General features: G+C 72.4%; 22 protein-coding genes and 1 pseudogene. 9 read left to right on the top strand and 14 right to left on the bottom strand.

The features are described 5' to 3' along the window. Positions 1-80: 80 nt before the first annotated feature. A complete protein-coding gene (locus tag ACZ499_RS26080) occupies positions 81-1,550 on the bottom strand; it encodes an FAD-binding protein (RefSeq protein ID WP_468678402.1) in 1,470 nt (489 codons plus the stop codon). 80 nt (positions 1,551-1,630) lie between these two features. Continuing rightward, the gene (locus ACZ499_RS26075; protein WP_468678401.1) at positions 1,631-2,704 is read right to left on the bottom strand and encodes a phosphotransferase family protein; all 1,074 of its coding nucleotides are present in this window, start codon (positions 2,702-2,704) and stop codon (positions 1,631-1,633) included. Between the two features lie 191 nt (positions 2,705-2,895). Here ACZ499_RS26075 and ACZ499_RS26070 point away from each other — a divergent pair, with 191 nt between their 5' ends. Next, positions 2,896-3,438 carry a flavin reductase family protein gene (locus ACZ499_RS26070; RefSeq protein ID WP_468404090.1) on the top strand — a complete coding sequence of 181 codons (543 nt, stop codon included), beginning with the start codon at positions 2,896-2,898 and terminating at the stop codon, positions 3,436-3,438. A gap of 233 nt (positions 3,439-3,671) precedes the next feature. Here the strand turns inward: ACZ499_RS26070 and ACZ499_RS26065 are convergent, their stop codons facing one another. From ACZ499_RS26065 to ACZ499_RS26055, 3 genes are all read right to left on the bottom strand, one after another. Further along, on the bottom strand, positions 3,672-4,631 hold the full coding sequence (locus ACZ499_RS26065) for an MBL fold metallo-hydrolase (protein ID WP_468678399.1): 960 nt from the start codon (positions 4,629-4,631) through the stop codon (positions 3,672-3,674). A gap of 137 nt (positions 4,632-4,768) precedes the next feature. Beyond that, on the bottom strand, positions 4,769-5,716 hold the full coding sequence (locus tag ACZ499_RS26060) for a zinc-binding dehydrogenase (RefSeq protein WP_468678397.1): 948 nt from the start codon (positions 5,714-5,716) through the stop codon (positions 4,769-4,771). Positions 5,717-5,826: 110 nt separating this feature from the next. Further along, positions 5,827-6,564, bottom strand: a complete 738-nt coding sequence (locus ACZ499_RS26055; RefSeq protein ID WP_385540733.1) for an SDR family NAD(P)-dependent oxidoreductase — start codon at positions 6,562-6,564, stop codon at positions 5,827-5,829. 215 nt (positions 6,565-6,779) lie between these two features. On the opposite strand from ACZ499_RS26055, the gene ACZ499_RS26050 reads away from it, so the two are divergent. Together ACZ499_RS26050 and ACZ499_RS26045 are read left to right on the top strand one after the other, a co-directional pair. After that, positions 6,780-7,616, top strand: a complete 837-nt coding sequence (locus ACZ499_RS26050; RefSeq protein ID WP_468678395.1) for an AfsR/SARP family transcriptional regulator — start codon at positions 6,780-6,782, stop codon at positions 7,614-7,616. 535 nt (positions 7,617-8,151) lie between these two features. Then, a complete protein-coding gene (locus ACZ499_RS26045; protein ID WP_468678393.1) occupies positions 8,152-9,399 on the top strand; it encodes an IS701 family transposase in 1,248 nt (415 codons plus the stop codon). Between the two features lie 164 nt (positions 9,400-9,563). On the opposite strand, the gene ACZ499_RS26040 is transcribed toward ACZ499_RS26045, so the two are convergent. The 4 genes from ACZ499_RS26040 to ACZ499_RS26025 all read right to left on the bottom strand — a co-directional run bounded on the left by ACZ499_RS26040 (position 9,564) and on the right by ACZ499_RS26025 (position 14,536). After that, the gene (locus tag ACZ499_RS26040; RefSeq protein WP_468678391.1) at positions 9,564-10,937 is read right to left on the bottom strand and encodes a S41 family peptidase; all 1,374 of its coding nucleotides are present in this window, start codon (positions 10,935-10,937) and stop codon (positions 9,564-9,566) included. Positions 10,938-11,021: 84 nt separating this feature from the next. Then, complete coding sequence (locus ACZ499_RS26035; protein WP_468678389.1) at positions 11,022-12,203, bottom strand: serine hydrolase domain-containing protein; 1,182 nt, start codon at positions 12,201-12,203, stop codon at positions 11,022-11,024. Positions 12,204-12,359: 156 nt separating this feature from the next. Further along, positions 12,360-13,940, bottom strand: coding sequence for a glycerol-3-phosphate dehydrogenase/oxidase (locus tag ACZ499_RS26030; protein ID WP_468678388.1), 1,581 nt, complete (start codon positions 13,938-13,940; stop codon positions 12,360-12,362). Then, positions 13,937-14,536: a TetR/AcrR family transcriptional regulator gene (locus ACZ499_RS26025; protein ID WP_283145062.1), complete on the bottom strand. Its 600-nt coding sequence runs from the start codon at positions 14,534-14,536 to the stop codon at positions 13,937-13,939. The genes ACZ499_RS26030 and ACZ499_RS26025 overlap by 4 nt, the downstream gene beginning before the upstream one ends. 98 nt (positions 14,537-14,634) lie before the next feature. Here ACZ499_RS26025 and ACZ499_RS26020 point away from each other — a divergent pair, with 98 nt between their 5' ends. From ACZ499_RS26020 to ACZ499_RS26005, 4 genes are all read left to right on the top strand, one after another. Beyond that, on the top strand, positions 14,635-16,233 hold the full coding sequence (locus ACZ499_RS26020) for an FAD-binding oxidoreductase (RefSeq protein ID WP_468678385.1): 1,599 nt from the start codon (positions 14,635-14,637) through the stop codon (positions 16,231-16,233). Positions 16,234-16,296: 63 nt separating this feature from the next. Further along, on the top strand, positions 16,297-17,178 hold the full coding sequence (locus ACZ499_RS26015) for a diacylglycerol/lipid kinase family protein (RefSeq protein WP_468678384.1): 882 nt from the start codon (positions 16,297-16,299) through the stop codon (positions 17,176-17,178). Positions 17,179-17,232: 54 nt separating this feature from the next. Further along, positions 17,233-17,793, top strand: a complete 561-nt coding sequence (locus ACZ499_RS26010) for a VanZ family protein (RefSeq protein ID WP_468678383.1) — start codon at positions 17,233-17,235, stop codon at positions 17,791-17,793. Positions 17,794-18,035: 242 nt separating this feature from the next. Further along, a complete protein-coding gene (locus ACZ499_RS26005; protein ID WP_468678382.1) occupies positions 18,036-18,815 on the top strand; it encodes a VOC family protein in 780 nt (259 codons plus the stop codon). Between the two features lie 16 nt (positions 18,816-18,831). On the opposite strand, the gene ACZ499_RS26000 is transcribed toward ACZ499_RS26005, so the two are convergent. From ACZ499_RS26000 to ACZ499_RS25980, 5 genes are all read right to left on the bottom strand, one after another. Beyond that, complete coding sequence (locus tag ACZ499_RS26000) at positions 18,832-19,365, bottom strand: GNAT family N-acetyltransferase (protein WP_468678381.1); 534 nt, start codon at positions 19,363-19,365, stop codon at positions 18,832-18,834. Between the two features lies 1 nt (position 19,366). Further along, positions 19,367-20,698 carry an MFS transporter gene (locus ACZ499_RS25995; RefSeq protein ID WP_468678379.1) on the bottom strand — a complete coding sequence of 444 codons (1,332 nt, stop codon included), beginning with the start codon at positions 20,696-20,698 and terminating at the stop codon, positions 19,367-19,369. A gap of 128 nt (positions 20,699-20,826) precedes the next feature. After that, positions 20,827-21,354: a hypothetical protein gene (locus ACZ499_RS25990; protein WP_468678377.1), complete on the bottom strand. Its 528-nt coding sequence runs from the start codon at positions 21,352-21,354 to the stop codon at positions 20,827-20,829. 51 nt (positions 21,355-21,405) lie between these two features. Beyond that, positions 21,406-21,900, bottom strand: coding sequence for an RICIN domain-containing protein (locus ACZ499_RS25985; RefSeq protein WP_468678375.1), 495 nt, complete (start codon positions 21,898-21,900; stop codon positions 21,406-21,408). Positions 21,901-22,084: 184 nt separating this feature from the next. After that, positions 22,085-22,291: a DUF1918 domain-containing protein gene (locus ACZ499_RS25980; protein WP_468404121.1), complete on the bottom strand. Its 207-nt coding sequence runs from the start codon at positions 22,289-22,291 to the stop codon at positions 22,085-22,087. Between the two features lie 130 nt (positions 22,292-22,421). Here ACZ499_RS25980 and ACZ499_RS25975 point away from each other — a divergent pair, with 130 nt between their 5' ends. After that, positions 22,422-23,258: an SDR family oxidoreductase gene (locus ACZ499_RS25975; RefSeq protein ID WP_468678373.1), complete on the top strand. Its 837-nt coding sequence runs from the start codon at positions 22,422-22,424 to the stop codon at positions 23,256-23,258. Positions 23,259-23,318: 60 nt separating this feature from the next. After that, a pseudogene (locus ACZ499_RS25970) lies at positions 23,319-24,528 on the top strand (cation:proton antiporter). Positions 24,529-24,566: the final 38 nt, after the last annotated feature.

Here is a 24,566-nt window from a genome sequence, read left to right as displayed (position 1 = left end):
AGGAAGGGGCTCCCCCGAAACCATCGGGGGAGCCCCTCTCGTATGTCCGCCGGCGGACGCGGTGCGTCGGACGCGGTGCGTCAGGCGCCCGCGACCGAGGCCACCAGGAGCGAGGCCACGCGCGCGGCGACCGCCGAGATGGTCAGCGCGGGCGGTACGGCGCCGGACGAGCCGTGCAGCAGCGAGCTGTCGACGACGTACAGGTTGCGCGCGCCGTGCACACTGCCGTCGGCGGCGGTGGCGAGGCCGAGCGGCACACCGCCCACCACGTTCCCGCCCGTGGTGCCGATGCGGTTGAAGGCGGTCCTGCTGCCCGGGGTGGCCGCGTTGAGCCGGTCCAGGGTGTGCTGGACCGCGTGGGTCGCCCGCACCGCGCGCGGGTCCTCCACGGGCCAGTTCAGGACGACGTCGTCCTTGCCGGCGTCGTACCGGAAAGAGCCCAGCGGTTCGGTCGGCGAGGCGCCGATCGTGGTGATCCACCCCTCGTCGGACGGGGCGTCCACCCAGGGGAAGTTGAGGAGGGTCACCGGGGCGTGCGGGTTGTCCTGCCAGTCCTTGACGATGACCGAGCACGGGCCGCCCTGCGCCGGGTTGTTGGGGGCCATCCCCGTCCGGGCGGTGATCACCTCACTGTTGCCGACCCTGGTGCCCACCGAGGCGTCCAGGCCGGGCAGGTACCCCGCGGCCTTGGCACGCAGCAGCAGCCGGGTGGTGCCCAGCGTGCCCGCCGCCAGGACCAGGTGCGTGGTGCGCACCTCATGCCGGGCCACCAGCGCGCCGCGCTCGTCCAGTTCGTCGTACGAGACCAGGTGGCCGTCGCCCTGCGGACGGATCCCGGTGACCACGCTGAGCGGGCGCACCTCGACGCGGCCCGTCGCCTCGGCGCGGGCAAGGACGGTGAGGTCGACGCTGCGCTGGGCGCCGCTGTTCACCCCGAAGACGTTGAGCCCGGCGATGTGCGAGGCGGCCCGGCGGCCGGCCATCTCCTCGCGGACCGCGTCCCAGTCGACGGCCAGGTCGACCAGGTCGTAGGGGATGCCCGCCCGCTCCAGCTGGTCCATGAAGTCGCGCGAGGAGCGGTAGAAGTCCGAGTCGAGGACGTCCTTCGGTATCGGGGAGCAGCCGATCAGCTCCCGGGCCTGCGGGTACCAGACGTCGTGCATCTCCCGCTGGTCGAGGAAGTCCCCGAAGGCCCGGCGGAACAGCTCGGGCGAGGGCTCGACCATCGTGCCGTTGCTCAGCAGCGAGGCGCCGCCGACGCCCGCCGCGGCGATCATCGTCAGTCCCTCGCCCTCCAGGGATTCGAGGACGCCGGGGTAGATGTCGAGCGTCTGGTCGGTGAGCGGGGACTTCGGGCTCAGCCAGGACGCGCGGCCGTCCGGCCGGTGCTGGGTGGCGAAGGTGTCGCCGTCGGCGCCGACCTGCCAGCGGCGGCCTCGCTCAAGCACGATCGTGGCGACCCCGGCCTCGGCGAGCCGCAGGGCCGCGATCGATCCGGCGTAACCGCTGCCGACGACCAGGGCGTCGGTGCGGTGCTGATGGGTTTCCATGGAACGGCCTCTCTGAACGGTCCGAAGGTACGTAAGGGTGGGGCCAGTTGGTTGCGTGGGGGGAAGCGGGGACTCGGGACTCAGCCCAGCGGTTCCAGCGTGCGGGCGAGCAGGTTGGCGGCGTTGCGCGCCAGCGGGACGTCGGCCTCTGCGGCGACCAGGCCGTGCTCCACCAGGAGCCGTCCCACCCGGGAGGCGATCAGGGCGAACCGGAAGCCCGCGAACACCTCGTACCAGTCCATGCGTGCCGCGACGGGCCGCCCCGCCAGCTCCTCGTAGCGCCGTATCGTCTCGGCGCGCCCGGGAAGCCCGGCCAGCCGGGGTGCGCCGACACCCTCACTGAGGTGCCGGTCGAGGTAGAGGTACCAGCCGAGGTCGGCCTCGCCGGGTCCCAGGAAGGTCATCTCCCAGTCCAGTACGGCCACGGGCGCCACACCGGAGAACATCAGGTTGCCCAGACGCGCGTCCCCCCACAGCAGGCTCGGCCGCTCCGGCTCGGGCGGCAGCCCGTCCCGGAGCAGCGCCAGCGCCTCGCGGACCGGGACCGAGTCCGCGCCGCCGAAGTGGTCCATATGGGCTTCGTAGTAGTCGAGTTGGGCGCCGAGCCCGTACGGGCCGTGGGCCGAGAGGCGCAGGCCGTCGAGGCCGAGAGAGGTGACGTCGAGGTGGTGGATGCGGTGCAGCGCCTCCACACCGCCCCACCACACCGCCGCGCGACCGCCCTCGTCGAGCGCGGCCACCGGTCCGCCGTCGCGGTGGTACGAGGGCAGGTCCGGCGGGACCCAGCCCTCGACGCGGTCCATGGCGTAGAAGGGCGCGCCGAGCAGTCCGGGGTCGGGCTCGAAGCCGAGGACACCGGGCACCGGCACATCGGTGTCCCGCAGGGCGTCGAGGACGCGGTACTCCTCGTCGAGCCGGGAGCCCGGCATCACCCGGTAGCGGGTGGGGGCGACCCGGACGACGAGTCGGCGGTGGTGCTCGGCGCCCGCCCGCCCCCACTCGGTGTCCACGAGCAGCGTCTCGTTGGAGAAGCCGAGGCCCTCGGGCACCTCGACACGGACACGCAGGTCCGCCGCCTCCGGCAGCCGTTCGCCGAGCCAGGTCGTCAGATGTTTCCGGGTGAGTTCGGGATCTCGTTGCTGGGGCACGGGCATGGCCGGCTCCTCCATCCATATACGGGTGTCCCCATGGTCGAGGTGGCCGATAGGGGACGGATGGAGGATGAAAGGCGACGCCGGGGGCGCGCGACGCGCTCATCGGCGGCTCTGCATCCACCTCCGACCGGTTCCCCAACCACCTCCGCCAGCATGGCTGTTGACCGGAGAACACCATTTGGGAGGTCGACATGTCCTGGGCACCGCCTGTGGGTGCGTTCGTGGAGCCGCAGCTGTTCCGGCACATACTCGGCCACGTCCCGAGCCCCGTCACCGTGGTCACCGCGGCGACGGCGGCCGGGCCAGCCGGGCTTGTGGTGGGGTCGTTCGTGTCGGTGTCGCTGGAGCCGCCGCTCGTCGGTATCTTCATCGACGAGAAATCGGTGAGCTGGCCGCCGATGAGCGAGGCGGGGTCCTTCACCGTCAACATCCTCGCCCATGACCAGCAGGAACTGTGCGCGCGCTTCGCCAAGAGCGGCGGACCGGGCGACACCGCGGGCAAGTTCGCCGGTCTTACGTGGTGGGAGTCGCCGCACGGCAACCCGGTACTGCCGGGCACCACCGCCTGGCTGGACTGTCTGGTGCGCCAGGTCCAGCGGCTCGGCGACCACTTCTTCGCCGTCGCCGAGGTGGTGGGTCTCGGGGTGGACGCCGCGCGCCCGCCGCTGGTCTTCCACCGGGGCGCCCTGCACACCGTCGCACCCTCCTCCGAGGCGTCGGCCGAGCGCGCCTAGGCGTGTTTCGAAAGTAGCGTCGTCCGCCCGAAGGGCGGGCCCGGCGGCGTCTGGTGCGTGCGATCGCAAGGCGGAGGGTCGCCCCGATACTGGTTGTATCGGGGTGATCCCGACAACGCGGCGAGCGTGCGTGCCAGACGCCGCCGGGCAGACGGGACTTTCGAAACACGCCCTAGTTGCACATGACATCGCCCCGCCGGTCGAACCGGCGGGGCGAGGTCATGCGCGTGTGCTCAAGCCAGACAGGCCAGGGCGCTCCCGCCGTTGAGGCGGGCCATCTCCGCCATCACCGGGGCCGAGCGGATCTGGGTGTCCAGGGGTTTGCCCAGCGCCTCGGAGTAGGCGCGGTGCAGATTGGCCACCAGCCGCTCCGGGTCGCGCAGCTCCGCGTACGCGCCGAGCGGGGTGTCCCGGGCCGCCTCGAACGGGGTGAGTCCCGCGTCGATCCCCTGCGTGGCGGCCTTCTGCAGCCAGCGCAGATACGCCTCGGCCTCGTCGAGGGCCCCGGGCCCGGCCACCGGCCCGTGCCCGCCGACGACCGTACGGGGCTCAAGGGCGCGCAGCCGCGCGATCGCCTCCAGGGTGCCGAGGATCGACCCCCCGAGGAGGAACGGCGTGCAGCCGGGCATCAGGACGTCGCCCGCGAACAGCACCCGGTGCTCGGGCACCCACACCACGACGTCGTTGCTGGAGTGCGCCGGGCCCACGTACAGCAGCTCGACCGCCAGCTCGTCGACGTACACCGTCAGCCGGTCCTCGAAGGTCACCATCGGCAGGGAGCGGCCGAGGTCGCCGAGGTCGCCCCAGTCGGTGCCGGGCCACACGTGTTTGAGGCCCTCGCCCTTCTCGGCCATCTCGGCGCGGGTGTGCGCGTGCGCGATGACGGTGGCGTGCGGGGCGGCGACGGCGTTGCCGAAGGTGTGGTCGCCGTGGTGATGGGTGTTGAGCACGGTCCGCGGCTCGGCGCCGCCGAGTTCGAGCGCGGCGCCGCGCAGGGCGCGGGCCCTGGTCTCGGTGGCCGCGGTGTCGACGAGCGCCACCGAGTGGGGGCCGGCGAGGATCCCGGCGTTGTTCAGGCACCAGCCCCCGTCGGGCTGGACGTACGCGAAGATCCGGTCGGCCACCTCCTCCACGCGGGGCGGCGGGACCTGGGCGAGGTGGGTGTCGGAGGGCGTTGTGGATGGCAGGCTCATGTGTTCCACGGTGGCCGGGCCTCCTGGAGGACAGGAGGTGCGCCGATGACCGGCGGCTGGAGGGACCCGGGCCGCGTCACGGCAGGGGTATGGGCCCGGCGGTCCGCACAAACCGCCGGGCCCCGGGGAGGAAGGTCTCAGAGGGTGAGGACGACCTTGCCGTTGGCCCGCCGCTGCCGCAGCGCGTCGAGCGCGGGCTCGGGATCGCTCCAGGACCCGACGGCCGCGACCTCGGGAGTGAGCCGCCCCTCGGCCACCAGACGCACCAGCGAGGCGAGGTCCCGGGCGACGCTGCGGCGGGTCACCTCGTCGAAGAGGTGGAGATAGCTGATCCGCAGTCCGGGGCGCGCATGGCCCCAGTCCAGCGGCAGTCGCAGTTCCTCGCGCACGGTGTTGCCGTAGCAGACGACCGTGCCTCCCGGCCGTACGCGCCCGAAGGCACCGGCGAGCACCTGCCCGCCGACGCTGTCGACGAGGACGTCCACCGGACCGCCGGTGGCGTCGCCCTCCTCGTACGTCTCGACGGTGTGGGCGCCCAGGGACCGCAGGCCCTCCGCGCGGCCCGGGGAGCCGACCTGGGCGATCACCTCGGCGCCGGCCGCGGCGGCGAGCTGCACCAGCATCCGGCCCACTCCGCCGCCCGCGCCGGTGATCACCACGGATCTGCCGAGCAGCGGTCCCGCGTACTCCAGTGCGTACAGCGCGGTCAGTCCGGCCACCGGCAGGGCCGCGGCGGCGGGCCAGTCCATGCCGCTGGGCACAGGGGTCAGCCGGGTGGGCGACAGGGCTATCCGCTCGGCCCAGCCGTCGCGTTCGGCGAGCGCGGTGACGCGGGTGCCCGCCACGGGCCCGGTCCCGTCGGCGGCGGCGCGCAGGACCGTGCCCGCCACGTCCCAGCCGAGCCGGGACCCCGGGGGGAGCTGCCCCGTCAGTGCGAGCTCACCGCGGTTGACGGCGATCGCGTGCACCTCCACGAGCGCCTGGTCGGGGCGCGGCTCGGGCTCGGCGACCGAGTCGAGGCGCAGTCCGGAGTCACCGGACACCAGTGCCTTCACGAGGCCTCCGCCCAAGTCGCTTTGGTCCATGGGGACATGGTTGTGGATCTCCTTGTCGGAAGGTTACGAGGGTGGTTGCGAAAGTTACGACGGCTGCTGGTCGTCAGTGCCTGTGAGGTCCGGGCCGGAGTGGTCGTCGCTCACCACCTCAGCCCGCCGTTGACCTCCAGGACATGGCCGTTGACGTAGTCGGAGCCGTCGTCGGCCAGGAAGAGCGCGGCATCGGCGATCTCCTCGGCCCGCCCGGCGCGCCCGGCCGCGATCTTGCCGCGGTAGTAGTCCCAGACGGCTTCGTTGCGGGCCAGCTGGCGCCCCATCCCCTCGTCGATGAAGCCGGGGCTCAGGCAGTTCACCGTGATGGGCTGTCCTGCCAGCTCGACGGCGACGACCCGGGTGAGCATCTCGATCCCGGCCTTCGACGCCGCATAAGCCGACGAGCCGGGGGCCACCCGGGTCGCCAGCGCCGACGACATGGTGATGACGCGGCCCCCGCCGTCGCGCAAGAGGTAAGGCACCGCTGAACGCACGGACAGAAACGTACCGTTGAGGTTGGTGGAGATGACGTCCGCCCAGTGGGCGGCGTCCAGCCGTTCGGCCGGACCGGCCCGGCTGACGCCCGCGCCGGCCACCAGGACGTCCAGGCGGCCGTATGCCTCGTATGTGCCGCGCATCAGCGCTTCCACCGAGTCCGGGTCGCGGACGTCGACGGGATGGTAGGCGAGGTCGCCCTCGCCCACCGGCGGCAGTTCGCGTCCCTCGTCGGGCTCGCGGGCGGCGCAGACGACGCGGCACCCTTCTTTGGCGTATGCCTGGGCGATCGCGTACCCCAGGCCTTTGGTGCCACCGGTGACGATGGCGACCTTCCCTGCGAGTCGCACGTGTGCCTCCTCGGGGATCGTGTCGACGGGGCCGACGTTACGGAATCCCGAGGGAGGCTGACTGAACTCCCGATGGGGGGCCGCGATGGAGCGAGTTGACGGATCCTGAACTCTCCTGGGAGAGCCGCCCGGACCCCGGGGATAGTCTCGCTGAACAACGAAGCCGTCGGTCGTCGCCGGTTTCGTTATTACGGGGAAACAAGCGAGAGGTCGTCATGGAATTCTCGGTGCTCGGTTCGCTGCGCGTGCGTGAAAACGGTCACGATTACGCCCCCACGGCGCCCAAACAGCGCCAGCTCCTCGCGCTGCTCGTCTTCAACGCCAATCAAGTCGTCACGGTCGGCACCTGTATCGAGGAGCTGTGGGGAGAAAGCCCCCCGGATACCGGGCTTTCCACGCTCCAGTCGTACGTTCTGCAGCTCAGGCGCATCCTGAAGCGGGTGCCGCGCATCGGCAGCCTCAAGGCGGCGCGCGAATTGCTGCAGACCAGGGACGGCGGATATCTGCTCGCCGTCCACCCCGAGGAACTCGACGTCACTCTCTTTCACGATCTCGTACGACAGGGCAGGTCCGAACTCGGCAAGAATGACGCCGACGCTTCCGAACTGCTGTCGACAGCACTGGGGCTGTGGCAGGGATCGGCGCTCTCCGACGTCCAGGCGGGACCCGTTCTGCGTATTCATCTGGCGGGTCTGGAGGAAACCCGGATCAGTGTCCAGGAACAGCGCATCGACGCCGATCTCAGGCTCGGCAGGCACCATGACCTTCTCGGTGAACTGAGCGCGCTGTGCGCGTCGTATCCCACCCATGAGAATCTGCACGCCCAGTTCATGCTGGCGCTGAGCCGTTCAGGCCGGCGCACCCAGGCGCTGGAGGTCGTACAGCGGCTGCGCAGGATGCTGGGCGACGAGCTCGGGCTCGAACCGTCTCCCCGGATGAACCGCCTCCACCAGGCGGTGCTGGCCTGCGACCCGGTGATCGACGCTCCCAGGGAGACCACCCCCTTGCTCTCGCTCGACCTGCTGGCCCACAGCGGAGCCCGCTCGGCCTGAGCCGGAACGGCACGCCGGAACGCCCGGCCCCGAAGACCTCCACGGTCTTCGCGGCCGGGCGTTTCCGCGTATGCAGCAGGGTGTTTCCCGACGAGGGCGCGGGCGTACGCTGAGCGTCGCGGCCGTACCGCCGGTAGCAGGGTGCACCACCCACTCCGGCATCCTTTCAGGGTGCGTCCTGTGTGGCCGGGCCACACATGCGCCGCCCTCCGTCACCACCACAGCAGCGTCCTGACCAGGGAATCGGGGAGAGCGCGCCGGTCGGCCGGCCTGTCCTTTGCCGGAGCATGCCGTTCCCCGTGGTGTCCGCCACCACCTCGGATCGGCACGTGTGACGGTTGTCTCCGGCAAGAAGTGGGGGCCGGAAGATTGGAAGCGGCCGGAGGGAGGTTACCCCTCGCTCCGGGGCGGTGAGAGGGTGCCCCCTCTACCTTGGCACGCGAGTGCGCGACGAGCATCGTTGGATCCGGAATCAAGTGGTTCGCCGGAGTGGGCGAGCCTTCCTCCCACTCATTCCAAGGTCCACGGGGGACTCATGAATGCCGTTGCCGAGATACTGGAGAACTGTCCGCCGGACGATGACTGCCACCGGTCCAGCACACCCGCGGCCTGGGACGAACGGGTGCTCACCGAGGTGAGCACGGTGCTGTTCGCCTCCCTGCGCCGGAGCGACCAACGCCTCAGGGGCATCGCGTACTTGCGCGGCCTCCTCGGAGCGAAGGGGCGCCGTTCGATACGCAACATGGCGGCCCTGTTGGGCGGTTCGGCCACCGAGCAGAGCCTCCACCACTTCGTGAGCGACTCGACCTGGGACTGGGTCCCGGTGCGCCGCTCCCTCGCCCGTCACATCACCCAGCTGGAGCCGCCGTTGGCGTATGTGGTGCGGCCCATGGTCATCCCGAAGACCGGGGAGAACTCCGTCGGTGTGGACCGGCAGTTCGTCTCCGAGCTGGGCCAGCTCGTCAACGCCCAGCAGGCGGTGGGGGTCTGGTCCGCCAATGAGCGGATGAGCGTGCCCCTCAACTGGCGGCTGCATCTGTCGTCCTCCTGGCTCAACGACCGCATCCGGCGCCGCCAGGCGTCCATCCCCGACGATCTCGGCGACCGCACCCTGGGCGACTCGGCGGTCGAGGCGGCCGTGGAGACGGCGAGCGGCTGGGGGCTACCGCAGCGGCCGGTCGTGCTGGACGCCCGGCACATGGACCTGGCCTCCACCATCGCGTCGTTCCGGGCCGCCGGCGTCCCCTTCCTCGCCCGGATCAACGGCGCGGTCCAGCTCACCGTGACCGACCCCGGGATGCAGGGGCGGACGCCGGAGGTCCAGCAGGCCATCCAGATCATGACCGCCGCCCGTGACCGGATGCGTCCGGCCCCGCTGCCGGGGCGCGGTCCCGGCAGCGGGCGGCCGATCCACCTCACCACCAAGATCCGCGTCCGCCCCTCGCCCGCCGTGCGCCAGTTGGCGGGACCGGGTGAACTGGCCCTGCTGGGGGTGGCGGAGAGCCGCCGCCAGGGCCCCGTGGAGCTGTGGCTCACCGATATGACGGAGACGCGGCTGCCCACCCTGATGCGGCTGAGCCGACTCGTCCGACGCGCCGACCACGACTTCCGCGAGACCACCGACCGCCTCGGCATCCGCGACTTCACCGGCCGCTCCTACGCCGGCTGGCACCGCCACGTGACCCTGGCCTCGGCGGCCCACGCCGTGTCCGTACTGGACGCGGACGAACCCGGGACGAAGGGGACGGACCAAGAGGCGGCGGGGCGGCGGCGCCAAGGCTGACCATCCGTGGCGCCGGGGCTGACCACCCTGGACGTCGACCCGCGGTGGCCCAAGGACACGTTCAGCGAGTCCCCCACCCCGGCCCGGAGTTCACCGGGACGGTGCGCGACGCCTCGTAAGGCCGACCGGACCCCGGCGCTCGGAAGAGGGCCGGGGTCCACGCCCTAACGCACCCGCTCCCCCAGCCACCTCACGGCACGGTCGAACGCCGAATCCCTGTCGTGGGCGAACTCCGCGTCCGTGAAGACGGGTTCGGGCAGGAGGGGCGGTACACCGGTCCCGTCGAACGTCGTCCTGCCGTCGCGGGTCAGGAACTCCTCGTTGGGCAGCCCGAACCACCACTCTCCGTGGCCCTCCCCCGGCAGCCCGCGCTCCATCACGTCGGAGAAGACACCCTGCGTGGACTCCCCGATCCGCGTCGTCGGCGCGGGGCGATCCATCATGGCCTGGGTGAACGTCTCCCCCGCGCTGAACGTCGACCCTCCGGTGAGCAGGGCGACCGGCCCGGCGTAGCGCGCGGCGGCGGCCGGGCGGACGTACTGGGGCTGGGGCGCGGTGTGGCGGGTGCGCTTGGCGTAGGCGAAGTACGGCCGGTCGGTGAGGCGGGCGGCGAGGTCGAGGCCGAGGCTGTCGGAACCGCCGCCGTTGATGCGTACGTCGAGGATCAGCCCGCGCAGCCGGTGCACCCGGTCAGGGGTGAGGATCGCGTCGAGGGCGCGGTCGAGCTCGGCGCGGTTCGCCGCGTAGGTGTTCTGCTCGCTGTAGCCGCTGAACGCGGAAAGGCGCAGATAGCCGTAGCTTCCGCCGCCCGGCGCGGGCACGTCGGCGTACCCGATCCGGCCGTTGGCGTACCGCTGGAGGGGCCGCCCCGCGAGATCGCGCCGCTCGACGAACGCCGTGACCTTGGCGTCGAGGTCGGGGCCGGGGACGACGGTCCCGGGGCGGGTCATGCCGAAGAACCCGGTCTTGTCGGCGGAGACGACGACATGTGCGTCGTACAGCGGCGCGACCATCTCGGTGAGGATGCCGTAGAGCTCGGCGTCGGTGCGCGCCGCCTCGGCGCGCGGCCGGTAGCGGTCGCGCACCTCCTGCCAGTCGATCCCCTTGGCGGCGAAGAACGGGTAGTTCTCCTGGAACGTCTGCCAGAAGACGTCGAACGCGCCGGGCTGCGGTGCCCGGCAGGTGGCGGGCAGTGCGGCGAGCCGCCGCAGGGCGCGGTCCCCCGGCGCCCCGTCGATGTGCATCTTCGTCCTCGCCCCGCCGCGGAAGGTGTATACGTCCCCGTCCGCCATCGCGTACCGCGCCGGAGCGCCCTTCTCGCGGGTGCCCGCGACACCCTTCAGACAGCTGAAGGACGTCACCTGGTAGGTGTCGAGACGCCCGCCGTGTACGTCGAGCACGGTCCCGTAGTCGTCGACCTGCCAGAGGCCGTCGGGGCCGGGCCGTTCCGCGGCGTCCGCCACGCCGGTGGTGGTCAGTGCGCCGAGCGCGCACAGTCCGGCGACGAGCGCCGCGGTCTTCCTGAACTGCGTGATCATGAAGTCATGGTGGCCCGCCTCACCTTGGCGGGAACATCCGGCAGGCCGGTGGGTGGCGGGTGGGGATATCCCCCGGACGTCCTCTCAGCGGCGCAGCAGCGCGCACGCGAAGTCCTCCTGCACCTTGCGCAGTTGGGCAAGGAGGGCGGGCTTGATGCTCTTGCTGGTCTGGGTCGTGATGGAGAACGTCAGGGATTTCCTGCCGTCCGGTGTCGCGGCTGCCAGCTGGGTGTATCCGGCGGTGTTGCCGGTGTGGCCGTACAGCACGCCGCAGCGGGTGGCGTAACGGAAGATCGCCAGTCCGGCCGAGTTGACGCCCGGGCCCGCCGGTTCGGACGCGCCACCGGGGACGAACTTCAGCTGTTCCTTGCGGGTGTGCGGAGAGAGGAGGCTTCCTCCGGCGTAGCCGCGGATGAACCGGCCGAGGTCCTTCGGGGTCGCCACGACGGCCCCGGACGCCCATACTCCCGAGGAGCCGAAGAGCTCGGTGACGTCCTCGGGCGGGGCGGGCGGGTCGACCGCATAGCCGTGCAGATACGGCTCGGGCAGCCGGAAGCCCCGGGGCAGGCTGGTCTGCCGCAGGCCCAGCGGGTGGTACACGAGGTGCTTGAGCAGGTCCTCGTAGCGGCGGCCCGTCGCGGCCTCGGCCATGAGCGCGACGGCGATGTTGTCGGAGTTGGAGTACTGGTAGCGCGAGCCCGGCGGGAAGGCGAGCGGTTCCCCGGCGGCGAAGTCAAGGAGCCTGCGCGAGTCGAAGACGTGGTGGGGGTCCTCGCCCAGGATTCTGCGGAAGTCGTCGGAGGCGGTGAAGTCGGGGAGCCCGCTGGTGTGGTTGAGCAGCTGACGAAGTGTCACCTTGTACCACGCGGCGGGCAGTCCCGGCAGGCGCCTGCCGATGGTGGTGTCCAGCGTCAGCCGCCCCTGGTCGACCAGCCGCAGGGCCACGGCCCCGCTGTACGCCTTCGACACACTGGCGAGCCGCATGTGGTCGGTGGAGCGGGGCGGCCGCCCGGACTCGATGTCCGCGACCCCGGCCCGGTAGACCTCGGCCCGGTCGCCCCGCTTCAGTACGGCGATGGCGCCGGGCGGGCCGCCGACCGCGCCGACGAGTTGATCGAGCCTTCGTTGCAGCGCCCGGTCCTGCGGCGGCGGAGGTGTCTGCGAGGCCTGCGCGGGCTGGACGAGTGCGCCGGCCGACGCGGCGGCGAGCAGAGCGGCGACGGCCAACGGCAGACGGGCACGGCGTCCGGGCAGGTGTGCGACCATGTGGGTACCTCCTGAAGACATGGCAGCGGCCGGGTCCGGCTCGCCCGTTTCCCCTGACCCAGCATCAGGCGCCCTGCTGTTTCACGCCTTCACACTGCTCCATCCGGCTCAGGGCCACGTCTCCCTTCTGGCCCCGGGCCGGTATCCCGAAGCGGCTCAGGGCCCGGCCGGCTCGTGCGCCGCCGCGTCCAGCGCCTCGCGCGCCGCGTCGAGGGCCGCGGCCCGGTCGGTGGGCACCAGGCCGACGCGGGTGCGGCGGTCGAGGAGGTCGGACTCGTCGAGCGCGCCCTCGTGCCTGACCGCCCACCACAGTTCGGCCCGGGTGGTCTCCACTCCGTCGGCCACCGGTTCGCGCAGCCGGGGGTCGGCCTCGCCGAGCGCGTGCAGGGCGGTGGCCTCGGTGCCGTACCGGGCGAGCAGCCTGCGCGGTACGGGCAGGGCAGCGAGCTCCGCGGGCGCGGCGGCGCCGACCAGGGGAAGTCGCGCGGTGCGGCAGGGCGCCGCCGACATACCGCGGGCGCCCAGCGCGGCGTCGAGGGCGTCCTGGGCCATCCGCCGGTAGGTGGTCAGCTTGCCGCCGACGATGGTCACGACGCCCTCGCTCGACGTCAGCACCGCGTGCCGCCGCGAGATGTCGGAGGTGCGGCTGCCCGAGCCGTCGTCGGGGGCGTCGTCGAGGAGCGGCCGCAGCCCGGCGAAGGCGCCCACCACGTCGTCGCGGTGGACCGGTGTGTCCAGGGCCGTGTTGAGGATGTCGAGCAGGAAGCCGATGTCGGACTCGGGGGGCGTGGGCTCGTCCTGGAGCGGCCCGTCGACGGGCTCGTCGGTGAGCCCCACGTACACCCTGCCGTCCCCCTGCGGCAGGACCAGGACGAAGCGGCTGCTCTCGCCCGGCACGGGGATGTGGAGCCCGGCGGTCAGGCCGGGCAGGGTGCTGCCGCGCAGCACCAGGTGGGTGCCGCGTGAGGGGCGCAACTTGACGCCGTCGACCAGCTGGTCCGCCCAGACGCCGGTGGCGTTGACGACCGCCCGGGCCCTGATGGTCAGCTCCTGCCCGGTCAGCTCGTCGCGTACGAGGGCGCCGGAACCGGTGACGGACAGGGCACGGGTCCGGGTCAGGATGCGCGCCCCGTGTCCGGCGGCGGTGCGGGCGATGGCGGTCACCAGGCGGGCGTCGTCGGCCAGTTGGCCGTCCCAGGAGAGCAGCCCGCCGTACAGGCCGTGCGGGCGCAGACCGGGCGCGGTCCGCAGGGTCTCGACGGCCGAGAGCCGGCGCGGGCCGGGCAGGGTGCGCCGTGCGGTGCCCGCCGAGACGCGCAGCAGGTCGCCGGCGCGCAGCCCGGCCTGCGCGAGCGCCGCGTTGCGCCGGGAGGTCAGCGAGGTGAGGGGCAGCACGAACGGCTGCGCGCGCACCAGGTGGGGGGCGGTGCGCTCCATCAGCACCCCGCGCTCCACCGCGCTCTCGTGCGCGACGCCGAGCTGCCCGGAGGCCAGGTAGCGCAGTCCGCCGTGGATGAGCTTGGAGCTCCAGCGCGAGGTGCCGAACGCCAGGTCGTACGCGTCGATCGCGGCGACCGACAGACCGCGCGAGGCGGCGTCCAGGGCGGCTCCGGCACCGGTCGCGCCGAGGCCGATGACCAGGACGTCGACGGTCGTCCCGGCCGCCAGCCCCTCCAGTTCGCGAGCGCGGCGGGCGGCGGTGAGGGAGAAGTCCGAGCGGGGTTCGGTACGGCTCATGGGGCGAGGGTCCTCTCAAGGATGTGCCGGAGCTCGTCGTAGAACGCTTCGTCGGCGAGTTCGGGGTCCGCCGCGTCGGTCATGGTCTGCAGCGAGAGCGCGAAGGACTGGATCACCAGGAAGAGCGACCTGGTCTGCCGCAGCGGGTGGTCGGCGCGTACGGAACCGTCCGCGTGCCCCTGCTCCAGCGCCTCCTGGACGAAGGCGAGCAGCGCGTCCTGGCTGGCGCCCCGCCGGTCGAAGAGGTACGGCAGCAGCAGTTCCGGGTCGACGTCGAGGATCTTGCACAGCAGCGGATGCGACCGGAAGGCGCGCAGCCCCGCCACGAGCCCGTCGACCAACTGCTCGCGCACGGGGCGGGTGGTGTCGGTCGTGGGCGTGTCCCCGAGGGTGACGGACACCCACTCCCGTGTCATGACGTCGCCCACCAGGGTGCGCACATCGGGCCAGCGCCGGTAGATGGTCATGCGGGAGACCCCGGCCCGGCGTGCGACGTCGGTGAGGGTCGTCCGGCGGACGCCGACCGCGAGAACGCAGTCCCGGGCGGCGTCGAGCACCGCCTCGTCGTCCCGACGGTTGTGACGAATGGGCTTCATCTGTCACAGTGTAACGACGGAACGGGCGACGGCAAGCCGCCCCCCACGCCGTGGGACCGGAACAACTGCGCGACGAAGCGGGTGATCAGGTGGGTTCGGTGGACATGCTGTGGAGCGGCTGGGGCGACCCGGCCAAGGCGGCACCACTGCCCGAAGAAGTGGTGGGTCTCCTGCGGGACCTGCTGGGGGTGCGCCCGGCGGACGCCCCGGCGAAGGCCCTCACGGCCGTCACGCCCGGCCCCTCGCGGCTGACCGAGGCGGCCCGGGCCGCCCTGGAGGCGGCGGTCGGCGAGGCGCACGTACACGGCGACGACGAGACCCGGGTCCGCCACACCCGCGGCAAGTCCACGCCCGACCTGCTGCGCATCCGGGCCGGTGAGGTCAGTGACGCGCCGGACGCCGTGGTGCTGCCCGCCGACCACGACGAGGTCCTGGCCGTCCTCACGGCGTGCACCGAGCACCGGGTCGCCGTCGTCCCCTTCGGCGGCGGCACCTCCGTCGTCGGCGGACTGGCCCCCCAGGCGCACGATGCCTTCGTCGCGCTCGACCTGCGCCGTATGAACCGCCTCGTCGCCCTCGACCGGGTCTCGCGCACCGCCACCCTGCAACCCGGGCTGCGCGGCCCCGAGGCCGAGGCCCTGCTCGCCGAACAGGGCTACACGCTCGGCCACTTCCCCCAGTCCTTCGAGTGGGCGACGGTCGGCGGGTTCGCGGCCGCCCGCTCCAGCGGCCAGGCCTCCGCGGGCTTCGGGCGCTTCGACGACATGGTGACGGCCCTTCAGGTCGCCACCCCGCGCGGCACGCTGGACCTCGGCCGGGCCCCGCGCTCGGCCGCCGGACCGGATCTGCGCCAGCTCGTCCTCGGCTCCGAGGGGGCCTTCGGCGTCATCACCTCGGTGACCGTTCGGATCCACCCCACGGCCCAGGCCAAGGTCTACGAAGGCTGGCGCTTCCCGTCCTTCGCCCAGGGACAGGCCGCCCTGCGCGCGCTCGCCCAGGACGGGCCGATGCCCACCGTGCTGCGGCTGTCCGACGAGACCGAGACCATGATCGGCCTGGCCAAGCCGGACGCCATCGGCGGCGGTCTCGCCTCCGACGCGGGCTGCCTGGCGATCGTCGGGTACGAGGGCACCGCCGACGAGGTCGCCCACCGCAAGGCGCGTGTGCACACCGCACTGAGCGGGGCGCAGGGCGAGCCGCTCGGCGAGGACCCGGGTACCGGCTGGGCCCACGGCCGCTACTCCGCGCCCTATCTGCGCGACGCGCTCCTGGACGCCGGCGCCTTCGCCGAGACGCTGGAGACGGCCGCGTTCTGGTCGGACATCCCCGCCCTGTACGAGGCCGTGCGCGCCGCCCTCACCCAGTCCCTCACCGACGCGGGCACCCCGCCGCTGGTGATGTGCCACGTCTCCCACGTCTATCCGGCGGGCGCCTCGCTCTACTTCACGGTGGTCAGCGCCCAGGGCAAGGAGCCGGTGGCACACTGGGCCCCGGCCAAGCGGGCGGCCAACGACGCCATCCTCGCCGCGGGAGGCACCATCAGCCACCACCACGGCGTCGGCACCGACCACCGCGACTGGTACGCCCGGGAGATCGGCCCGCTCGGCGTCGAGGTCCTGCACGCGGTCAAGGACCGGCTCGACCCGGCAGGCATCCTGAACCCCGGCATCCTGCTGCCGCCGCTGCCCGCCGTCTGACCGCGCGCAGCACCCGCGTCCCCCGCCCGCAGCAACACCGTCGTCGCCCATCGGAGCGTAGCCATGCGACAGTTCACGGCCGTCGTCAACCCCACCGCGGGCGGGTCACAGGGCGCCGCCGCCCTGATCCCGCTGGCCCGGCTGCTGCGCGAAGGGGGTGCGGAGCTGGAGGTCGAGTACAGCCGCGGCCTCGATCACGCACGGACACTGGCCCGCCGGGCCGCCGAACAGGGCCGTGTGGTGCTCGGGGTCGGCGGCGACGGCATGGCGGGATGTGTGGCGGGCGCTCTGGCCGGCACCGACGCCCTCGTGGGCATCGTGCCGGCCGGGCGCGGCAACGACTTCGCCCGCGCGCTCGGGCTGCCCTCCGAGCCCGCCGCGCTGGCCGAGCTCCTGCTGCGCGGCGCACCCAGGAAGGTCGACGCCATCGAGGTCGAATCGGCCGTGCACGACAAGGTCGCCGTCCTCGGCAGCGTCTACGCCGGGGTCGACGCGGTGGCCAACCGGCACGCCAACGCCTCTCGGCTGCTGCGCGGCGCCGCCTCGTACTACATGGGCGGACTGCGCGCGGTCCTCGGCTGGCGCACCGCCCACTACCGCGTCACCATCGACGGCACGCTCCACGAGCGCAGCGGCTACACCGTCATCGCCGCCAACTCCGGCTTCTACGGCTTCGGACGGCACATCGCGCCGAACGCCGCCGTGGACGACGGGCTGCTTGACGTGGTCATCCTCAACGATTCCCCCCGCCGGCTGTTCTTCAAGGTCATGAAGGAGCTCGACGACGGCAGCCACGTCCACCGGCCGCAGGTGGAGATCCTGCGCGGCCGCGAAGTGCGCATCGAGGCGGACCGCCCCCTGCCGTACGGGGCGGACGGCGAGGTCGAGGCCGTCCTGCCGGTCACCGCGCGGGTCCTGCCTGGGGCGCTCACCCTGCTCGCGTGACGGGTGCCCCGCGCGCCGGGGCGTACCGTCCGTGTTACGGGGAATCCGCACGGCATGACCACTCAAGTCGAGCGGGCCAAGGCGCGAACGGCCAGGCGGGTCATGGCCGTTCGGATTCTGATCATGGTGGTGGCGATCGCGGCGCTGGTGGCGTTCTCCGTCGTCCTCGCCGAGGTGACCCTCACCCCGTCGCCCGCGTCGCGCGACATCGCGGGGTCGAATCTGCGGCCGGGGCACTCGCTGCGCCAGTACGCCGACGAGTACACGCTCCTCGAAGCGTGTCGGCAGGTCGGCGGCAATCTGCTGCTGGGCGCGCCCTTCGGGCTGATCCTGCCGGTGCTGGTGCGCCGACGGCTGCGGGCGGTGCGCGTGCTGCTGTACACGGTCGTCGTGATGGTCTTCATCGAGCTGGCGCAGGGGGCACTCGTCGAGGGGCGCGCGTTCGACGTGGACGACGTGCTGCTCAACACCTCCGGGGCGCTGCTCGGCTATCTGGTGCTCGGCCGCCGTATGGGACGCGGCTTCCACCACCTCGGGGAGCGGCGGCGCGAGGGCGGGAAGACGAGCCGGACGTGGCGCTTCGGCGAGCGGCGGGCCGCCGCGCCTCGCCGCTGAGTGCCACTGAGTGCCACTGAGGGGGCCGCGACCGGCCTCACGCGGTGGTGCGCGGCCCGCACAGCCCCGCGGGGCCGGGCCCCGCATCCGTCCGGACGTCACCCGTTCCGCCCTTCCGTATGCCCGATGCGCGGCTCTGTCATTACGATCCGTTATGGGCTGGTTCGCCCCCGGGAGAACACCGGCCCGGCCGCGGACTCCCCGCCCTCACGGCCAGACCCGCGAAAGGCAGGCACGCAACCATGCTCAGCACCGACTTCGTCCCCGGCGCACCCAACTGGCTCGACCTCGGCAGCCCCGACACGGCGGCCGCGGCGGACTTCTACAGCGGCGTCTTCGGGTGGAACTTCCAGTCCGCGGGCCCCGACGCCGGCGGGTACGGCTTCTTCCAGAAGAACGGCAAGACGGTCGCCGCCCTGGGCCCGCTCACCGAGGAGGGTGCGAGCCCGGCCTGGACGGTGTACTTCCAGACGCCGGACGCGGACGCCACTGCCAAGGCGGTCGAGCAGGCCGGCGGGAAAGTTCGGGCGGAGCCCTTCGACGTCATGGACGCCGGACGGATGGCCTGCCTCACCGACCCGGGCGGCGCCGAGTTCTCCGTCTGGCAGCCCGCCGCCACGAAGGGCCTGGAGGTGACGTGCCAGGACGACACGCTCCTCTGGGCCGAACTGCACGCCAAGGACGTACCGGCCGCGCTGTCCTTCTACCGCTCCCTGTTCGGCTGGCGGTCCCAGGAGATGCAGTCCCCCGGCATGACCTACACCGTGCTGTCCACCGCCGAGGGCGACCAGAAGAACGCCTCGTTCGGCGGCCTCGCCCCGGCCCAGGAGGGCATGGAGCCGCGGTGGATCCCGTACTTCGCGGTGGCCGACGCGGACGCCACGGTCGGCCGGGTGCAGGAGAACGGCGGCTCGGTGATCATGCCCGCGGCGGACGTGCCGGACGTCGGCCGGATCGCCTGGCTCGCCGACCCCCACGGCGCCCCCTTCGCCATCCTCAAGCCCGATCCCCGGATGGCCTGACCTCGCCGTCCGGCACTCACATGGGGTACGAGAGCAGCCTCACCGGGCCGTCGGGCCACGGCTCGTCGTCGTGCAGCGGGATCCACATGGTCCGCAGCGGCATGACGACGGGTCCCCCGGGCTGCTCCACTTCGACGTCCCGGTCAAGGGTTCGCCAGCCGAGGCGCTCATAGAGGGCGACGAGCGGTGGCCGGCAGAACAGGAGCGCGTACCGCGGCCCCCTGGTGCGCGCGTGGTCCAGAGCCGCGCCCACGACCAGCCGAGCCAGACCGTGTCCGCGCAGAGCTGCGGCGACGGCCACCCCGCCGACGCCCATCACCTGTGCGTCGGCGCCGCCGACCGACATCCGCAGCGGCAGCAGTCCCGCGTGCGCCACCAGCCGGCCCTCGTGGCGGACACCGAAGTGGTCCTCCTTGGGCAGCCAGGTCAGACCGGCCTCCGCTACACCGAAGGGGTCGGCGCCATCGCCCAGGATCTCACTCTGGTCGGCCTTCGTGTACCCGGCCAGCCGCACTGCGGCAAGCGGCGCCGAGGGAAGTGGATCAGTCATCTCAACATGATCCACTACGGGCCGACTCCTGGCCAGGCCCGCTCGGGACGGGGCCGCCCGCGACCGGACCGGCCTGCTCGGGGCGGCGCGCGCGAACGGGCGTGAACAGCGCGAGCACCGCGGTGAGCAGACAGCACGCCCCGGCGACCAGACACACCGACCCCGTGCCGTACCGCTGCGCGGCCCAGGTGAGGACGGCCGCGCCGATGGGGGCCGCCGAGTAGTGGATGGTCCAGAAGGCCGAGGTGACCCGGCCGAGCAGATGGTCCGGGGTCACCTCCTGCCGCAACGACATCGAGCAGGTACCCGAAACGCTGACGCACCCGAGGAACGCGGCGGTCAGCGCCGCGATGCCCGCCACGCTGCCGGCCGAGCCGATCGCCGCGAGGGCGAGCCCGCAGACCGCGACGCCGCCGGTCCAGGTCGCGCCGAAACCGAGCCGGTGGCGGATCCGGGCGACGAGCAGCGCGCCCACGACCGTGCCCAGAGCGCCCACGGCGAAGACGGTGCCGACCGCGCCGTCGCCCTGGCCCAGGTCGTGCTTGAGGTGATAGATGATCAGGTCGTTGAGGCCGAGCGTCAGAAAGCTGAAGACCGACAGCAGAACGGTCAGGCTCCGCAGCACCGGATGCCGCCGCAGGAACGACACCCCGGCGGCGAACTCCTTGCCCATCGACTCCCGCCGAGGGCCCTGCGCCGCCGCGTCACCGGACGGCCCGGTACGGCCCTTGAACCGTACGAAGCTCAGGCAGGCGGCCGACACCCCGAAGCTCACCGCGTCCACGGCGACGGCCGCCGCCGGGCCCAGCCAGGCCGCCAGCACGCCCGCGAGCAGCGGCCCGACGACCCCGGCCGCCGCTGCCGTCGCGTTGAGCCTGCCGTTGGCCTGCGTGATGCGGTCGCCGGGCACGAGCGCGCGTACGGCGGTGACGTACGTGACGGAGAACAGCATCCCGACGGCCTCGGCCAGCGGAAGGACCACGTACAGCAGCCAGATCTGCGGGCCGAACGCCCACACCAGCGGAATCAGCGCGTACAGCACCAGACGGGCGAGGTCGCACGCGATCAGCAGCTTCCTGCGGTCCAGCCGGTCGACCACGACCCCGGCGAACACGCCGGCGCCGACCGCGGCCGCGCCCGCGGCGCCGGTCAGCAGGCCCATCTGCGCGACCGAGCCCGTCGCGTGCAGCACCAGCAGCGGCAGGGCGATCAGGGCGAACGAGTCACCGACGACGGAGAGGGTCTGCGCGGCCCAGAAGACGCCGAAGTCGCGGTCGCGCGACAGCGAGCGCGACCGCCCCGGCAGGGGCTCGTCACCGGTGAGTTGAGGCATCCGGGGAGGGTAGTACGTGGCACGCGCGAAGTCTCATCATTTTCTGTGGCCCCACCGGTCGGGGGTGGGCGCCGGGGCCGGGACGTGGAGTCTCCGGCGGCGCTCCTCACGCCCTGGTACGTGTGGCCCTACAAGTCGTGCACCGCAGTGCGAGCCGCGGAGACGAAGGCCAGGACCGACTCCCAGAAAGGGTCGTAGCACTGGTCGAAAAGCGCGACGGCGTCCGGCTCGCCCTCGATGGAAGCTCCAAGTGCCCGGTGCGGAGGACGGGTCGAGAGCCTGAGCGTCTCGGCGGCCGCGGCCACGTTGTCCGGGCCCTCCAGGTTGATCACCCATATGAAGTGGCGGAGCCTGCCGTACTCCACCCGCAGGCTGGTCTGCACCTCCCGCAGCGCGGGGAGCTGTTCGGCGCGGCTGCCACCCGACTTGTGGATGTCCGACACCGTCCAGTACAGCTCCGCCATCTTGTGCGCCTGCTCGATCAGGCTCACATAGGCCGACCGCCGCGCCTCGCTGATCCGGATGGTGCGCTGGGTCCGCTCGGCGGCGACGGCCTGGATCTGCGCCGCGCGGGCCGTGCCGCGGCTGGTGACCCAGCTGGCGAGCACGGCCGTGCCGGCGGTCAACGACGAGATCCAGAGGGTGGAGTCAGTCACGCCCCGGACCCTTCCCCGGCGCGCTCCCTCCGACTCGGCGGTGGCCGAACCTCACGAGGCGGACCCGCCGTTGACCCACAGCTGGGCGTGCTGGGTGGAGTCGCACGGGGTCACCATCGCGCCGCTGCTGCCCACTTCGAGGCATTCGCCGCTCTGTGTGTTCCTGATGGTGCTGCCGGACGACGTGCGGCTACCGATCCGCCGGTACTGACCGCCGCCCGACTTCCCGCAGGGGAAGGCGCCGGCGTCACCGGTGAAACCGCCGCCGCCTCCGAAGTCGCCGCCTCCCACCAGGCAGTAGCCGCTGGCCCGGTTGATCAGCTGGAAGGTGCCGTCGGAGGCGTACGAGAAGGTCCACGCATACGACGCGGTGGACGCGCAGGGACCGTAGGAGCCGCCGGTGCCGCCGCTGCTCAGACATTGGCTGTCGGAGGAGTTCTTGATGCGGTAGGTGCCCGGCGAGCCGATCGTCGAGCCGCCGTTCTGGGCGGGCGGATCCGCCGGGGGCCCACTGCCACTCAGATCGACACCATGCTCCCCGCCCACCGGCGCGCCCCTTCACTCGTCCACCCCTGGTGTCCCACCCATCACTCCAGGGGAGATCGACACCTTCCCATGGATGACATGTTCCTGCACGGAAAGGTTCCCAAGAGGGGGGGACTGGCGTACGTGAAAATCCTTCAAGTGGGGTTTGCCGGGGGCGATTTCAAGACGAGCCCCGAAGGCTCGCCTACCACTGCTCCTTCCTCGGTTCGGCCGACGGCCGAACCGCGCAGTCGGGGCCCGGCGCCATGATCGACTCATGGCCGTCCGAGAAGCGGACCCGGTAGGGCGGTGTGCCGTTCTCCCCCAGCACCTGGACGATCTCGCCCGTCTTGTCGTGCTGGCCCACGACCCTGCCGTGCTGCACCAGCTGGTCACCCTTGGTCGCTCGCATCGAGGCCTCCCTCGGAAGCGGACTGGTCGGTAACAGCATTTTATGACCGTCTGGCGCGACAAGCCCGTTCTGACGTCGTTGACCATGCCGGGAGGGAACCCGGAAGGCACGGCGACCGAGGAGGACGTACATGACCACGCTGGTGATCGGGGCTCGCGGAAGCGTCGGACGACAGGTGCTCGACCAGCTCCTCGCCCTGGGCGAGCCGGTCCGGGCGTCGGCACGCGACCCGGAGACGGCGGAGCTGCCCGCCGGCGTCCCGGTGGTCGCGGCCGACCTCACCAGGCCGGCGACGCTCCCGGCCGCGCTGAACGGCGTACGCAAGGTGTTCGTGTACGCCACGGCGGAGGGCATGGCCGGCTTCGCCGCCGCCGCCCGCGCGGCAGGCGTCGAGCACGTGGTGGTCCTCTCCTCCGGGAGCGTGCTCCTGCCGTACGCGCACGGCAACGCGATCGCGGAGGAGCACCGGGCGATGGAGGCGGCGCTCGCCGCCTCCGGTCTGCGCTGGACTCCGATCCGGCCGCTCGTCCTCGCGAACAACGCGCTGACCTGGTCGTACTCGATCCGCGCGGAGGGCGTGGTCCGGATGCTGCACCCAGAGGCGGCCATGGCGCCGATCCACGAGCGCGATGTCGCCGCCGCCGCGGTCGCCGCGCTGACCGGCCGCCCGGAAGGCGGGGTCAGCGACCTCCTCACGGGCGGCGAGCTGATGTCGCAGCGCCGCCAGGTCGAGCTGATCGCCGAGGCCGCCGGACGGTCCATCCGGATCGAGGAACTCACCGAGGCGCGGGCACAGCAGGAGTTCGAGCGGTTCGGGTCGCCCGCCGCCGCCGCCTCGATCGTGCAGTTCATCGTAGCCGCCACCCAGGGCGGGTCCCCGGCGACCGGGACCGCGCGGAGGATCCTCGGGCGGCCGCCGCTGCCGTTCGCACGGTGGGCGGCCGACCACGCGGCCACGTTCGCCTGACCGCGGCGCAGACAGGTCCCGTTTGCTGGATCCTGTCCATATTTGTGCTAGATACGAGCCATGCCGCACACCGGGACGCTCATCCTGATCATGGCCATCGCGGTCCTCGCGCCCCTGCTCGCATACGCCGTCGGCCGCTGGGCTCCCGTACCGGTCGCCGTCTTCGAGATCCTGCTCGGCGTCCTCATCGGCCCCGACGTCCTGGACTGGGCCGAGAAGGACCAGCTCATCGACGTGCTGTCACACCTCGGGCTGTCCATGCTGATCTTCCTGGCGGGGTACGAGATCGACTTCGGCGCCGTGCGCGGGGACACCCTGCGCCGGTCGGTCCAGGCCTGGCTGATCACGCTCGCCGTCTCCCTCGGCATCGCCTTCGCGCTGACCGGCGGCGCCGCCGACAAGAGCTTCGTCATCGGCACCGCGCTCACCAGCACCGCCCTCGGGGCCGTGCTGCCGATCCTGCGCGACTCCGGCAGCCTGCGCGGGCGCTTCGGCACCGTGGTGATGGCGTTCGGCGCGGTCGGCGAGTTCGGCCCGATCATCGCCATGGCCGTACTGCTCGGCGGACGCGGACCCGGGCGGGCGGGTGTCGTGCTGCTCGCGTTCGCCGCCGTCACCGCCGCGGCCGTCGTCTGGGCGCTGCGGCCGCGGCCGCCCTGGTTCTCCCGGATCATCGCCAGGACCCTGCACAGCAGCGGTCAGTTCGCCGTCCGCTTCGTCATGCTGCTGCTCGCCTGCATGCTCGGGCTCTCGGCGGCCTTCGGTCTCGACTCCCTGCTCGGCGCGTTCGCCGCCGGTCTGCTCACGCGGCTCATCCTGGTCGGCGCCGCGCCCGACCACAGCGGCGACGTCCTGGGCAAGGTCGAGGCGATGGGCTTCGGCTTCCTCGTACCGATCTTCTTCATCGTCACGGGTATCGAGTTCGACCTGTCCGCCCTCCTCCACGGCGGACGGCCGCTCGCCCTGGTCCCCGCCTTCCTCCTCCTCTTCCTGCTCGTACGCGGCGCCCCCCGCCCTCCTCCTCGCGCCGAACGACCTCGGGCGCCGCGACCGCACCGCCCTCGCCCTGTACTGCGCGACCTGTCTGCCCCTCGTCGTCGCCATCACCACCATCGGCATCGACGACGGCACGCTCGGCACCAGCGAAGGCGCGGCGCTCGTCGGCGCGGCCATCCTCTCCGTACTGATCCTGCCGCTCGTCGCCCTGCGCATCCGGGCGGCGGCGGGAGCCGGGGAGCGGCACCGGGCCGAGGTGTCGGAATCCTGGTGAGCCTCACGGCCGGGATGCGAACGCCCGGCCCCTGGGCC

This window comes from Streptomyces sp. NPDC031265, assembly GCF_055570295.1.
This window is presented reverse-complemented; position numbering and strand designations above follow the sequence as displayed.

What these genes read in the sequence shown, in the direction of transcription:
- ACZ499_RS26080 (WP_468678402.1), bottom strand. Translation starts at nt 1,550, where the DNA reads ATGGAAACCCATCAGCACCGCACCGACGCCCTGGTCGTCGGCAGCGGT.
- ACZ499_RS26065 (WP_468678399.1), bottom strand. Translation starts at nt 4,631, where the DNA reads ATGAGCCTGCCATCCACAACGCCCTCCGACACCCACCTCGCCCAGGTC.
- ACZ499_RS26060 (WP_468678397.1), bottom strand. Translation starts at nt 5,716, where the DNA reads ATGGACCAAAGCGACTTGGGCGGAGGCCTCGTGAAGGCACTGGTGTCC.
- ACZ499_RS26070 (WP_468404090.1), top strand. Translation starts at nt 2,896, where the DNA reads ATGTCCTGGGCACCGCCTGTGGGTGCGTTCGTGGAGCCGCAGCTGTTC.
- ACZ499_RS26035 (WP_468678389.1), bottom strand. Translation starts at nt 12,203, where the DNA reads ATGGTCGCACACCTGCCCGGACGCCGTGCCCGTCTGCCGTTGGCCGTC.
- ACZ499_RS26040 (WP_468678391.1), bottom strand. Translation starts at nt 10,937, where the DNA reads ATGATCACGCAGTTCAGGAAGACCGCGGCGCTCGTCGCCGGACTGTGC.
- ACZ499_RS25980 (WP_468404121.1), bottom strand. Translation starts at nt 22,291, where the DNA reads ATGCGAGCGACCAAGGGTGACCAGCTGGTGCAGCACGGCAGGGTCGTG.
- ACZ499_RS26010 (WP_468678383.1), top strand. Translation starts at nt 17,233, where the DNA reads ATGACCACTCAAGTCGAGCGGGCCAAGGCGCGAACGGCCAGGCGGGTC.
- ACZ499_RS25995 (WP_468678379.1), bottom strand. Translation starts at nt 20,698, where the DNA reads ATGCCTCAACTCACCGGTGACGAGCCCCTGCCGGGGCGGTCGCGCTCG.
- ACZ499_RS26005 (WP_468678382.1), top strand. Translation starts at nt 18,036, where the DNA reads ATGCTCAGCACCGACTTCGTCCCCGGCGCACCCAACTGGCTCGACCTC.
- ACZ499_RS26015 (WP_468678384.1), top strand. Translation starts at nt 16,297, where the DNA reads ATGCGACAGTTCACGGCCGTCGTCAACCCCACCGCGGGCGGGTCACAG.
- ACZ499_RS26000 (WP_468678381.1), bottom strand. Translation starts at nt 19,365, where the DNA reads ATGACTGATCCACTTCCCTCGGCGCCGCTTGCCGCAGTGCGGCTGGCC.
- ACZ499_RS26075 (WP_468678401.1), bottom strand. Translation starts at nt 2,704, where the DNA reads ATGCCCGTGCCCCAGCAACGAGATCCCGAACTCACCCGGAAACATCTG.
- ACZ499_RS25975 (WP_468678373.1), top strand. Translation starts at nt 22,422, where the DNA reads ATGACCACGCTGGTGATCGGGGCTCGCGGAAGCGTCGGACGACAGGTG.
- ACZ499_RS26030 (WP_468678388.1), bottom strand. Translation starts at nt 13,940, where the DNA reads ATGAGCCGTACCGAACCCCGCTCGGACTTCTCCCTCACCGCCGCCCGC.
- ACZ499_RS26045 (WP_468678393.1), top strand. Translation starts at nt 8,152, where the DNA reads ATGAATGCCGTTGCCGAGATACTGGAGAACTGTCCGCCGGACGATGAC.
- ACZ499_RS26025 (WP_283145062.1), bottom strand. Translation starts at nt 14,536, where the DNA reads ATGAAGCCCATTCGTCACAACCGTCGGGACGACGAGGCGGTGCTCGAC.
- ACZ499_RS26050 (WP_468678395.1), top strand. Translation starts at nt 6,780, where the DNA reads ATGGAATTCTCGGTGCTCGGTTCGCTGCGCGTGCGTGAAAACGGTCAC.